Origin of the sequence: Thermophagus sp. OGC60D27 (assembly GCF_052400625.1) — a bacterium.
GTDB lineage: Bacteria > Bacteroidota > Bacteroidia > Bacteroidales > Marinilabiliaceae > Thermophagus.
On sequence record NZ_JBQTGH010000003.1, the window covers coordinates 261,638 to 274,115 of the forward strand.

General features: G+C 38.8%; 11 protein-coding genes. 7 read left to right on the forward strand and 4 right to left on the reverse strand.

Annotation, left to right across the window (positions count from 1 at the left end):
• Window positions 1-92: 92 nt before the first annotated feature.
• On the reverse strand, window positions 93-1,382 hold the full coding sequence (locus tag ACT29H_RS05465; protein ID WP_444820598.1) for a TolC family protein: 1,290 nt from the start codon (window positions 1,380-1,382) through the stop codon (window positions 93-95).
• A 433-nt stretch (window positions 1,383-1,815) separates the two neighbouring features.
• On the opposite strand from ACT29H_RS05465, the gene ACT29H_RS05470 reads away from it, so the two are divergent.
• The 5 genes from ACT29H_RS05470 (at window position 1,816) to ACT29H_RS05490 (ending at window position 6,613) form a co-directional block, all read left to right on the forward strand.
• A complete protein-coding gene (locus tag ACT29H_RS05470; RefSeq protein ID WP_444820599.1) occupies window positions 1,816-2,841 on the forward strand; it encodes a sensor histidine kinase in 1,026 nt (341 codons plus the stop codon).
• Window positions 2,842-3,612, forward strand: coding sequence for a LytR/AlgR family response regulator transcription factor (locus tag ACT29H_RS05475; RefSeq protein ID WP_444820600.1), 771 nt, complete (start codon window positions 2,842-2,844; stop codon window positions 3,610-3,612).
• Window positions 3,613-3,856: 244 nt separating this feature from the next.
• Window positions 3,857-4,999: a carboxynorspermidine decarboxylase gene (gene nspC, locus ACT29H_RS05480; RefSeq protein WP_444820601.1), complete on the forward strand. Its 1,143-nt coding sequence runs from the start codon at window positions 3,857-3,859 to the stop codon at window positions 4,997-4,999.
• Window positions 5,000-5,185: 186 nt separating this feature from the next.
• Window positions 5,186-5,533: a hypothetical protein gene (locus tag ACT29H_RS05485; RefSeq protein WP_444820602.1), complete on the forward strand. Its 348-nt coding sequence runs from the start codon at window positions 5,186-5,188 to the stop codon at window positions 5,531-5,533.
• 6 nt (window positions 5,534-5,539) lie between these two features.
• On the forward strand, window positions 5,540-6,613 hold the full coding sequence (locus ACT29H_RS05490; protein WP_444820603.1) for an ATP-binding protein: 1,074 nt from the start codon (window positions 5,540-5,542) through the stop codon (window positions 6,611-6,613).
• An 84-nt stretch (window positions 6,614-6,697) separates the two neighbouring features.
• Here the strand turns inward: ACT29H_RS05490 and ACT29H_RS05495 are convergent, their stop codons facing one another.
• Window positions 6,698-8,350 (reverse strand): AMP-binding protein, encoded by a 1,653-nt coding sequence (locus ACT29H_RS05495; RefSeq protein ID WP_444820604.1) that lies wholly within the window; start codon window positions 8,348-8,350, stop codon window positions 6,698-6,700.
• Window positions 8,351-8,376: 26 nt separating this feature from the next.
• Window positions 8,377-8,943: a cupin domain-containing protein gene (locus ACT29H_RS05500; protein WP_444820605.1), complete on the reverse strand. Its 567-nt coding sequence runs from the start codon at window positions 8,941-8,943 to the stop codon at window positions 8,377-8,379.
• Window positions 8,944-9,911: 968 nt separating this feature from the next.
• Between ACT29H_RS05500 and ACT29H_RS05505 the strand changes: the two genes are divergently transcribed.
• Together ACT29H_RS05505 and ACT29H_RS05510 are read left to right on the forward strand one after the other, a co-directional pair.
• Complete coding sequence (locus tag ACT29H_RS05505) at window positions 9,912-10,508, forward strand: HAD family hydrolase (protein ID WP_444820606.1); 597 nt, start codon at window positions 9,912-9,914, stop codon at window positions 10,506-10,508.
• 240 nt (window positions 10,509-10,748) lie between these two features.
• Window positions 10,749-12,059 (forward strand): carboxypeptidase-like regulatory domain-containing protein, encoded by a 1,311-nt coding sequence (locus tag ACT29H_RS05510; RefSeq protein WP_444820607.1) that lies wholly within the window; start codon window positions 10,749-10,751, stop codon window positions 12,057-12,059.
• Window positions 12,060-12,221: 162 nt separating this feature from the next.
• On the opposite strand, the gene ACT29H_RS05515 is transcribed toward ACT29H_RS05510, so the two are convergent.
• Entirely contained in the window at window positions 12,222-12,404 is a 183-nt protein-coding gene (locus ACT29H_RS05515; RefSeq protein ID WP_444820608.1) for a hypothetical protein, read from the reverse strand.
• Window positions 12,405-12,478: the final 74 nt, after the last annotated feature.

The window sequence follows — 12,478 nt, forward strand, 5'->3', positions numbered from 1 at the left end:
ATTTATAGATAACAAATAGGTTTTATTCTTAACAGTAAATTCAAGGTAAAACTCAATCTTCAACGGAAATGAGAAAATTAATTGCTCACCAATCAATAATCATCCACATTGAGCAGCTGTTCGAGTTCAATTCGAGCATTCACCACTTCCAGCAACGCTTGCACGTAACTACTCTGTGCGGAAATCAGATCGGAACCGGCATTGGTAACATCCAAACTGGAGGCAACCCCTTGTTCATATTTTCTGGACACATTATCAAAGACGCGTTGAACAACCTCCAGATTTTTCTTCTGCGTTTCGTAGGTTTCGTAATTGGACTTCAGATTGTAGGACAATTGGCGATGTTGTATGGTAAGCGTTTCGCGGGTATCGTCAAACAAATTAAGTTGTTGCTCATAAGAAAAGGTGGCTTCCTGAACCGCCTTTTTCCTACTTCCGCTGGAAAAAATAGGAATGTTCAATGTAACACCAAACATGTTGGGGGGTGTAGAATTCATGGTGGATTCATCACTCATATAATCCTTTTTGGTGTATTGATAAAAGGCAGACAATGATGGTGCATAGGCCCATTTTTTGAGTGCCACCTCTTTTTTGGCCAATGCCACATTTTGTTGAAGTAACTGATAGTCATAATTGTTGTCGAAATTGAAATCAATCTGGAGCAGAGACACAGCATTATCCATACTCATAAGCTCATCAATGGTTTGCGATAATTTCAATTCTGTATCTACTGACAATCCCAGTTGCAGCCGCAAAGAGTTATAGGCCATTTCCAGCGAACGGCGCGTGGTATTGACACTGGTTTTCATGGATGCTACCTGTACCGAGATTTTATCAGCATCGGTTTGTTCCGACATTCCAACGTCAACCGATTTTTGTGTAAAAGCAAAAAGCTTCTGCAGGTTTTCCAGATTTTGTTCCAGAAGAGAAGCAGTCTTTTCCAACACCAAGGCTGAATAGTAGATGGTTTTCACCTGATCGGCCACTTCCTGTTCGGTTTGTTCGAGCGTGATTTGAGACATTTTTCGGGAAATATCTTTAAGTTGAACACCCACCACCTGAGCGCCGCTCAGGGCGACGGAAGCCGTTCCTCCGTAGGTTACAGAATTGGGCATCGAAATCTGGAAGTTGCCTAGATCCATTGAATAGTCAAACATATTATTGTATTCTATCGAAGCACTGACCTGAGGCAGCATGGTTGCAAGAGATTGCCACCGACTTGCCTCTGCTTTACGAACCTCCAGAGAGGCATTTTTTAAAGTTCGGTTATGTTCCAGGGCATAGTTTTGGGCTTCCGCAAGCGTCAGGCTAATTGTTTCCTGAGCCTGTGCACTGCCAAAAAGCAGAACTCCCACAGCATAAATTATAATCCTCTTTCGCATATTAAATAACATTTAGATTTCAAAACTTAATAATCCGGACTCATTGCCAGTGAAGCCATCCATTCATTTGAAGGCTTTATGGAATTTGAGGCACAAATATCCTCGCAATATTGTTGTGAAGAAAAAAGAATCAAGGAAACGATAAGAGTTTTCAATAATTGGGAATAATGTTCAGGAAAATATTTTCCTTGAAGAAATTGACCGATTATTGAAGAGTATGTCCGATTATTGAAAAATAGATGAAGGCGTTAGGATAATGTGATATTTTTGTCAAGAATTTGAGGTAAAAAAAGATTTTTTAAGAGTGGTCAAAAATGCTAAGCATAACCTGCCCACAATCACTTGATGGAAATGATGGACGAATTCAAAACATTTCGTCCATCTCACCTATTCACCTGTTATCACCTGTTATACAAGAAAAACCAAGCAAAACATGTTATCAAAACTATCTTCCTGGTACAAATCATTTCCATCCTATGCAGTATGGGGTATGGTGGCCCTTTTCTACTTTTCCTTTGGAGCCCAGCTAAGTCCTGTCAAAGGCATTCTTTTAGCCGTTTTGCTCACCCCGATGCAGTTTACGGTCTATCATATCAACCTAAAAAACCTAATGCCCAAATATTACGATGACCACAAAGGGAGATTCAGACTTTACAATATTCTATTGATATTTTTTTTGGTTGTTATAGTAGGCACTATTGAAATAGTTTTCTACCAATTCTACCCCACCCTGGCACCGCCTAACAAAAGCCTGATTGCCCCATTTATTTTTCATACCATCTTTTGTCTGATGGCTTTTTGGGTGAGTATGACCAAATTCCTGGCCGACAAGCAGGAAAAAAATAAAGTGGAAATAGAAACCCTGAAACGAGAAAAAGCAGAAAGCGAGCTTAAATTTCTAAAGACTCAGATCAACCCTCACTTTCTGTTTAATGCGTTAAACAACATCTATTCCATGGCGTATACAGGTGACGATTCAACACCGGAAAAAATCACCATGCTCTCAGACATGCTTCGATATGTACTTTACGATTGTGAATCGGATATGATTTCCCTTTATAAAGAGGTGGATTACATTAACAGCTTTCTGGAATTCCAGCAGTTAAAAACCGAAAAAAGACAAAATATCAATTTTTCCATTGGATCGTACGACGAAAATTATCAAATTGCCCCCATGCTTTTGGTTACCTTTGTTGAAAATGCCTTTAAACATAGCAAGATCGAAAAAGACAAGGCGGGTTTTGTCGACATCACTCTTACTCAAAATTCGGAAGCGTTTTGTTTTAGTGTGGAAAACAGCATTCACCCGCAACAAATTCATTCAAAATCAAGAAATACCAAAAGCATCGGAATAGAAAACGTAAAAAACCGACTAAGCTTGCTTTACCCGCAAAAACATAACCTTAACATTATCGAAACACCCAAAAACTATAAAATAATATTGAAACTATTCAAGTAAATGGCGGAAGAGGGAAAATATAACTGTGTGGTTATCGACGATGAGTATCTGGCCCGGAAACTAATGGCCGACTACATTTCCAAGATTCCTCAGTTTCAACTGGTCGAATCCTTTGACACACCCATGGCAGCGATCAATACCATCTCGCAGGGAAATATTGATGTCATTTTTACCGATATTGAAATGCCGGATATGTCGGGCATGGATTTCATTAAAAACCTTTCCATACCTGCGGCGCCACTCATTGTTTTTGTAACTGCCTATCCCCAATATGCGGTGCAGGGCTTTGAAGTAAATGCCGTAGAATATCTGCTAAAACCGGTATCGTTTCCCCGATTTGTAAAGGCTGTCAATAAAATCACCACCATCCTCAATTACCGTCGCAAACTAAGAGTTGCCGAAGCACTTCAAAATTCAACCGCCATTGAATCGGATGTCAAAACAGAAGAAAAAGACTTTATCATTGTCAAGTCGGATCGAAAGATGGTAAAACTGAAATATAAAGACATTCTGTATATTGAGGGGGCATTGGAATACGTTATTTTTTACAGCACCACCGGAAAATACATGGGGCTCTTTTCCTTGAAAAATCTTGAGAAAGAACTACCTGCCGATCGGTTTATGCGCATTCACAAATCCTACATTGTGGCATTGGACAGAATATCGGAAATAAACGGCAACCTGGTAAAGATTGGTAGCCAATCCGTTCCTGTCAGCAAGACCATGAAACCTGTTTTAATGAATTATTTTTCTGGTGAAAATGGGGGATGATATAATTTAAGTGATAGATCAAAGAGGTTGATGTACCGAATTTGGAAGGAAGATGTGCAAGGTATAATGGTATGATGGTGGAATGAAAAGTACCTTATTATACATTCAGCAATAGAATATGCTCATTATACGAGTAATGTAATAGGTTTACAACTAACAACTTTTTACTATTCACCTAGGCTATTCACTAAATTGGCGGTCAGATCAAACTACATTATATTTGTCTCCGCAAAAAATAAAAGTGATGGGTATAGATATCAAACAAGTTCCTTCACCCGCCTATGTGATGGACGAGATGCTGTTACGCAAGAATTTAAAACTCATTAAGAGTGTTGGCGACCGGGCTGGGGTTGAAATCATTTTGGCTTTTAAGGCCTTTTCATTATGGCCGGCTTTTTCCATCGTAAGAGAATACATTCCCGGTGCTACAGCCAGTTCGGTCAATGAGGCCCGCTTGGCATTTGAAGAGATGGGTAGCCCGGCTCACACTTACAGTCCGGCCTACACCGAGCAGGATTTTCCCGAAATAATGAGATACAGCAGTCACATTACCTTTAACTCCATTGCTCAGTACGAACGGTTTCGCCCCATGTTGAAATCGGAAGCCACGCCTATATCGGCAGGTCTTCGAATCAACCCGGAATATTCAGAAGTCTCCACAGACCTTTACAATCCATGTTCTCCCGGATCAAGACTGGGCATTCCTGCCGACCAAATGCCGGATCACCTCCCACAAGGCATTGAAGGGCTGCATTTTCATGCCTTATGCGAATCATCAAGCGAGGAATTGGAGAAAGTATTACAAAACGTAGAAAAGAAGTTTGGCAAACACTTGACTCAAATAAAATGGCTCAATATGGGCGGCGGCCATCTGATGACGAGAAAAGGATATGACGTGGAGCATTTGATACAACTACTGAAAAACTTCAAAGAGAAATGGGGTATTCATATCATTCTGGAACCCGGGAGTGCATTTGCCTGGGAAACAGGAATCCTGGTAGCAGAGGTAACAGATATTGTGAACAATCATGGTATAAAAACCGCGATTCTGAACGTAAGCTTCACAGCCCATATGCCCGATTGCCTTGAAATGCCATATAAACCTGTTATCAGGGGCGCCCATCAGGAACCGGTCGAAGGCCTTCCCACCTACCGAATGGGAGGTAATAGTTGTCTGGCAGGCGATTTTATTGGAGACTGGAGTTTTAATCACCCCCTCAAACCAGGCGATCGTATTGTTTTCGAAGACATGATTCATTACACCATTGTTAAAACCACAATGTTTAATGGGGTCACTCATCCATCCATTGCCTTTTGGAATGACCGAACCGGCCTAAAGATGATCCGGAAATTTAGCTATGAGGACTATAAATCTAGAATGGGATAAAATTTCAGAGATTACTTTTATAGGAACAATACACTTTTTTTCCATGCGATGAAACTTCCGAATGTTTTTATCCGTAAAAGGCTATTCACCTTTTCATGAGTTATACCCAGTATAATAATTCCTATCCTACAAAAAATCATATCAGAATAATTAAACTTTAAACATTTAGAAATAATATAAAAATCTATGTGTCAAGACGCAGCACTCCGATATAAAATAAAACTAGGATTCGAAGAAATTAAATTTCCTCCGTTTGAAGACATTCTTGTCATTGGCAAAAAATCGCCCCAAGGGAAAATAGGGATTTCTAAACTATTTGACATTCTCGTTCCTAACGAGTTTGAAACCATTGAAGTGGACGATCCCAATATCGAAGCGGTCTACATTAACCGTAATATTCTCAAGAAAATTGAAGCCAAAAAAATAATAGAGATATTAAAAGAGAAAGTTTTTCCTTATATTTCGCCTTCCGAAATTCTCAGAGTGGAATTCAAACTAAAAATCGATTACGATATAATTGATTTGGAAATATAAGCCCTTATGCTAATTAAACCCTACATCGAAAAAGAATACCCCAAAACGGCGCCATTTAAAGGAGTAAATGAAATAGAAGAAGAGTTGATCACTCAACGTTTTTTCATCGTCATGGAAGAAACGGATAAATACATGGGGATGCTCACTGTACCTGATGTATTGGCGCGCAAAAAAAAATTAGTAGCAGATTGTTTATTACCCAAACCCAGTCTGTCACCCGATTCCACCATTGATCAGGCGTTAAATTTGCTCTCTGCCACCAATCTACCAGCATTGCCGGTGGTTGATCAAAATCAAAAATTTTATGGCGTTCTGTTGCAGGACAAGCTTATTGAAACTTTCAATGAAATCCAGAACAATAAGAAAACTGTTACGGAAGAAAATTCTTCGCACGAAAGAATTAAGCAAGAATTTATAAAAAATATATCGCACGAAATACGTACTCCTCTTAATGCCATACAGGGTCTTTCGGAGATTCTCATCTATTCCGACTTGTCGAATGAGGACAAAAACAACTTTGCATCACTTCTGCATGCCAAAACCGATGAGCTGTTGCATCTGGTTGATTCATTAATTCACCTTTCGCGTATTGAAGCAGGCGGTCTTCCTGTTGAAATGCACCAAATGATTAATCCGACAATTCTTTGCCATGAATTAATGAATGAAGCCAAAAAAATTCAGAACAATTATCAGAAAAGACATATCCTCCTAAGTCACAAGATGAATTTACCTAAAAATCATCACTTTGAATTCAATGCATCCTACCTCAAGGAGGTGATGATTCATCTTTTAAACAATGCCATAAAATTTACCGACAAGGGGGCTGTTGAATTTGGCTGCTTTATGGATCAGAATAGTCAGACTACGTTCTACGTAAAAGATACAGGTATTGGTATTTCACCAGAAAAACAAAAGATAATCTTTAATGCCTTTGAAAAGATATCTCCTTCTCAAACCAAGTTTTATCCCGGCATTGGTGTTGGTTTAACAATTGCTTCTAAAATCATTGAGCTGGCAGGAGGAAAAATTTGGTTTGAATCTGAATTTAATAAAGGAACCTGCTTCTATTTTAATCTGTAGACTCTATAAGCAATTAAAATTTAGCATTTTTCCACACCGATTCGATCCGCTTTGTCTTTCTTTCCTCCTACCAATTTCAAAAAATTATAACGAACTAATATTTTTCACTAATTCGGCCCCAATTTCCCGAAGCTTGTATTTTTGAATTTTCCCACTTGCGGTTGTGGGAAAGTCGTCAACAAAAAATACATGTTTGGGAATTTTGTATCGCGCAATCTGTCCCCGACAAAAATCCCGCACCGCTTCTTCGCTCAGCGAAAAACCATCTTTAACTTTTACAAAGGCCCCCACAATTTCCCCATATTTTTCATCAGGGATTCCCACTACTTCCACCATTTCCACTTCAGGCATATTATAGATAAAATTCTCAATTTCTCTTGGATAGATATTTTCTCCACCCCTGATAATCATATCCTTAATTCTTCCTGTAATTTTGAAATGGCCATCTTCTGTTTTCAGCGCCAGATCACCGGAATGCAGCCATCCATCATTGTCAATGGCTTCACGGGTGGCTTGCGGATTATTGTAATAACCTTTCATTACATTGTACCCTCTGCAGCAAATTTCCCCTTGCTGATTAGGTCCAAGTTCTTCTCCTGTTTCGGGATCAAAGATTTTTACTTCCACCCCCGGCAATTCTTTACCTACAGTTGTAGCTCTGATTTCAGCCGAATCATCAGTTCGGGTGGTAGTCATACCTGGTGATGCTTCTGTAAGACCATAAACGATGATTATATCCCGACAATTCATTTTAGTCATCACCTGTTTCATAGTCTCAATAGGACATAATGCACCCGCCATAATTCCAGTTCGCAAGGATGATAGGTCGAACATGTCAAACATGGGATGATTCATTTCGGCAATAAACATTGTAGGGACTCCATAGATGGATGTACATTTTTCTTTCTGAACGGCAGCCAATACTCTTAAAGGATCAAAGTTTTCTGTAAAAACCATACTCACACCATGAGTAATAACCGCACAAACCCCTAACACACAACCAAAACAATGGAAAAGCGGAACACACAACAACAACCTATCTTCGGACGTATATTCCATATTATCACCAATTCCTTTTCCATTATTGACAATATTAAAGTGTGTTAGCATTACCCCTTTAGGAAAACCAGTTGTCCCGGAAGTATACTGCATATTAACCACATCATGACAGTTAACTTCCTCCTTTCTTGACTTGAGTACTTCCTCCTCCACCTGGGTTCCCAACAATAACAGTTCCGAAGTATTGTACATTCCTCGATGTTTCTGGGGCCCTAAAAACACCACATTACGTAGTTCGGGAAATTTTTCACTCTTAAGTTGGCCCCTAGGCGATGTTTTCAATTCCGGAACCAACTGAAAAACCATATCCACATAATCACTGTCTCTATACCCATCAATAATACAGAGGGTATTCAGATCGGAATTCTTGATCAGATATTCCAGCTCTGCAAGCTTATAATTTGTATTTATAGTGACCAATATGGCCCCAATCTTTGCCGTGGCAAACATCAACGTGGTCCAATCGGGCACATTATTAGCCCAAATCCCCACCTTATCACCTTTCTTAACACCTATGGCCATCAATCCTTTAGCCATATTATCCACCCGATGATTAAATTCGCTGTACGAAAATCTTAGGCCACGATCCGGATAAACCATAAAGTCATGATTCGGAATTTCCTCTGCCCATTTCTCCAGCAAATCCCCTAAAGTATCTTCTATTGGTTGAAACGACATAATTAATTTTTTTTGAAGGAAGTGAATTAAACCGGCAAATAAACGACCGCCAGCACCAATGCTTTTTCATTATTTAATGAACTAACTCGGTGATCAATAATAGAATCGTAATAAATACTGTCTCCCGCCTCTAACCGATAGGTCTCTTTACCATAAATCACTTCGATACATCCCTCCAGTACAAAAATAAACTCTTCGCCCTCATGTGCAGAAAAGGGTTGCTCCGGGTTCATATGTTCCGGAAGCACTTCAATCAAAAAAGGATCCATATTCCTGTCGCTTTTCTGACGCGCCAAAGATAAAAATGCGAGATTTTTTACTTCCTTCATACCGGAGGCATTCATATTGCTTAAAGACTTGGTGTCCCCTTTTTTAGTTACCACCACCCCTTTCTCATGCTGGTCATCCAGAAAGGTACCTGGTCTTACCCCAAGCACCCTCGCAAGTTTTATCAGTATTCCCAGTGAAGGTTCCACTTCGCCATTCTCAATAGCCATCAATTGCTTTTCATCCAGTTGTGCATTTTCGGCAACCTCTGACAGCCCAAGTTTTTTAAACTCTCTTTCTAATTTAATTTTTTCTCCGGGTTTCATCAGTATAAAATAAATTTATGTAATTAGTTTAAAGCTTATTATATCCAAAGCTCACCCCTTAATCCCCTAAAGGCTTGGTATGAGCACAGCCGAATGAGTAAACCATCCTTACCGCAAAACAGAAATTGATAAATTTCACTTCTGCCTGTGCACTTCTGCCTGTGCACTTCTGCCTTTGTCTTTTTATACATGTTCTTGTTGTGCCAAACTTAAATTGGTCTTGCTCGTTTCATTCGTATAAAATTTATTTAAGTCATTAGTCGAATGGAACTGGCATAAAAACATTTTTACATATTATTATTTTAAAATACTTTTCTATCATGCCCAATTCCTTGTTTTACTATTTTTGATTTTTACTCTTTTGAAAAAGTCATCACCAACCATCATCACATACTTCCCTTTTTCTGAGACCACTCCGGCGAACCACAAAATGTCCGAATTGATTTTACCTTGATATTTTAAAGAAAAGAAAAAAGCAGGTTGAAATCCGAAAACAAGTAGGTATCCCTGTTTACGGAAAAAACATCCGACTTGCCCGAGGTTTGTTAAGGCATTCCGGATTCAGACAAATCTCAGCAAAAAAATATGTGTCGTAAAAAAAATAATAACTCGAATGGGAAATTATCAATTCTCTATTCGAGTTTCTGCATCTCCAATCTACGACAAATTCCTTCATAATTCGTCGCCAAAAAAAGGGTTTTTTAAACAAAAAAACAACATTTTCGAGATTTTTATTACAAATTATCACCTGTTTTAATTTCATTGAACAAGATTAACAGCCTTTTAATAAGAAAGAACAATGCTTTTGCAGGTTATTCATTATTTTTGCAGTGAATGACTTCGCTCAATGCACAATAATAAATTAAAAGGGGAATGGCGAATGGATTGGTCGCTCCTCGCCCAACATCCCGGAAAGTTGTTACGACAATTCAGAAATCAATTAGTTAAATACTATATCGAAATAAAATATGAGTATAATCTCTATAGATCCCGAAACTAAGGGACTTATCTTTGATCTGGACGGCACCATTGCCGACACCATGCCCGCCCACTTTAAGGCTTGGCGAAAAACCTGTAAACCTTATGGAATAGACTTCACCAAAGAGTTATTTATGCAATTGGCAGGTATTCCACTATATAAAACAGTAGAAAAACTCAACAAGATTTATGGGACCAATATGGATCCTCAAAAAGTAGGTGACGAAAAAGAAGATCTATTCAAAATCACCCTTTCTCAAACCAAAGCAATTGAACCTGTTGCCGAAATTATCCTTAGGTATCACGGAACACTTCCTATGGCTGTTGGCACAGGAGGTCAACGCAGTATTGCCATTGATACACTAAAGGCAGTAGGAATGGATAAATATTTCGACATAATTGTCTCATCCGATGACATTACACATCCCAAGCCCCATCCCGAAACATTCCTCAAATGTGCTCGTCTGATGGAAGTAGATCCAATATCATGTCAGGTATTTGAAGACGGAGTCCTGGGAATGCAAGCAGCGCGTAAGGCCGGCATGAAAGTAACTGATGTTAATAAATACTTTGTAACGGCATTATAAATTGAGTTGTGCCTTTATTTCGCATCTCACCTCTACGGGAAAATGGGTTTTCATAGTAGGATTTTCCTCATTTTTTGAACCCCCAAAAATAAAAACAACATTTCAGAAACTATCTCTACCAGAAAAAAACAAAACGAATAGGGGTATTTTGCTTTCCCGGTGTCTTTATAATGACAGCGGATTAAATGCTTAAAATTTAGTAAGCATTTCACCGTGCATAATTCATAAAAAAAAGATGCCATGAAAACATTGATTAGTAATTTCCGAAAAAGTCGTGATCTGTTTCTGGCCTTGGTAGCCATGATGATCATGATGCCATCTGCATTGCTTGATGCTTCTGCCTCCAACAAAGACCAACAGAAGTCAGATACCCTTCAATTTGTTTTACTTCGTGGAACCGTCGAAGATGAAGATACCGGTACACCTCTTCCCTTTGCTACCGTTGCCATAGAAGAAAGTAATATTGCCACTGTCAGCAACTCCAATGGGGATTTTATTTTAAAAGTACCCCGGAACATGACCGATAAAAATATTCGATTTTCTTTTATCGGATACGAAAAGAAATTTGTTCCAGTTAATGCGTTTAGTAACAAACGATACAAAGTAACCTTAAAAATGATTACAGTTCCTTTGGTGGAAGTATCTGTATTTCCTTCTGATCCGAACCTTTTGATAAAAGCGGTCATGAGCCGACGTGATGATAACTATCTTAACCACCCCGCAAAAATGACTGCCTTTTATCGCGAAACCATCAAAAAGGGATGGAGATATGTATCTTTGTCTGAAGCTGTTGTAGAAATATACAAACCAGCCTATAACGATCCGAGAGAAGACAAAATCAGCCTACAAATAGGACGAAAAAGTACTGATTATGAAAAACTAGATACCCTAGCATTTAGACTTCAAGGGGGCCCCTATACAGCCACAATGCTGGATATTATGAAAGATCCCTACTTGCTCTTTGATGGTGAAATGATTAACTACTACAATTTCAGGATCAGCAATATAACACGAATCGAGGACCGTACCATTTATGTTCTCAGTTTTGAGCAAAAACCACACTTGAAAATTCCACTTTTTTATGGAAAGCTTTATATCGATACAGAAAATTTGGCCGTCACTCAAGCCGTATTTAATATGAATACCGATAATAAGAATGAAGTAGCCCGTATGTTCATAAAGAAAAAGCCTCTTGGGGCGAAGGTTTATCCAACCGAAGCTTCTTATATTGTCAATTATCGCCAAGATAAAAACGGAAAGTGGTATTTCGGATACAGCCGGGGCCAAGCATCGTTTAAAGTTAACTGGAAGCGCAAACTTTTTAATACCAATTATCACACCACTTTGGAAATAGCCGTAACCGACTGGTCACCGACAGAAGACAAACCCTTCAGGGGAGCAGATCGACTTAAAATAAATGCAATTCTAGAAGATGAGGTATCTGGTTTTTCTGACCCTGATTTCTGGGGTGACTATAATGTCATTGAGCCCGAACAACCTATAGAATCTGCCATCAAAAAAATCCAGAGAAAACTGGATCGCATACAATAAATAACATTAAATTGGGATACAAAAGTAAATCTTAAAAACACAAATTCTGATTTAAGGAAGCAAACGAGAGACTTAACAGGTCAAATGCCCGATAAGTCTCTCAATCTTTTTAAAGGGAATTGAATTGATAACACTCCCCCACTTCAAAAGGCTTGATGGTTTTTAATATTCATCATCAAAGTCTTCTTCCAGGTCTTCTTCATTGAGATCTTCATCTATATCCTCTCGGAAATCCAGATCAAGATCATTTTCGTCCCACTCAAAATCATCGTCCTCTTCTTCTTCAAAGTGGGGTTCGTCGTACCGGAAAGCTACCGGATCAACCTTCAAAATACTTTTTTCCATACTTTTAACGTCTAATAAAAATACGGAATAAAAATAGACAAAGGATTGATATTCCAAACACTCAGAAGAAAAAA

Coding starts and splice junctions, on each gene's coding strand:
- ACT29H_RS05465 (WP_444820598.1), bottom strand. CDS start 1,382: ATGCGAAAGAGGATTATAATTTATGCTGTGGGAGTTCTGCTTTTTGGC.
- ACT29H_RS05470 (WP_444820599.1), top strand. CDS start 1,816: ATGTTATCAAAACTATCTTCCTGGTACAAATCATTTCCATCCTATGCA.
- ACT29H_RS05475 (WP_444820600.1), top strand. CDS start 2,842: ATGGCGGAAGAGGGAAAATATAACTGTGTGGTTATCGACGATGAGTAT.
- nspC (WP_444820601.1), top strand. CDS start 3,857: ATGGGTATAGATATCAAACAAGTTCCTTCACCCGCCTATGTGATGGAC.
- ACT29H_RS05485 (WP_444820602.1), top strand. CDS start 5,186: ATGTGTCAAGACGCAGCACTCCGATATAAAATAAAACTAGGATTCGAA.
- ACT29H_RS05490 (WP_444820603.1), top strand. CDS start 5,540: ATGCTAATTAAACCCTACATCGAAAAAGAATACCCCAAAACGGCGCCA.
- ACT29H_RS05495 (WP_444820604.1), bottom strand. CDS start 8,350: ATGTCGTTTCAACCAATAGAAGATACTTTAGGGGATTTGCTGGAGAAA.
- ACT29H_RS05500 (WP_444820605.1), bottom strand. CDS start 8,943: ATGAAACCCGGAGAAAAAATTAAATTAGAAAGAGAGTTTAAAAAACTT.
- ACT29H_RS05505 (WP_444820606.1), top strand. CDS start 9,912: ATGAGTATAATCTCTATAGATCCCGAAACTAAGGGACTTATCTTTGAT.
- ACT29H_RS05510 (WP_444820607.1), top strand. CDS start 10,749: ATGAAAACATTGATTAGTAATTTCCGAAAAAGTCGTGATCTGTTTCTG.
- ACT29H_RS05515 (WP_444820608.1), bottom strand. CDS start 12,404: ATGGAAAAAAGTATTTTGAAGGTTGATCCGGTAGCTTTCCGGTACGAC.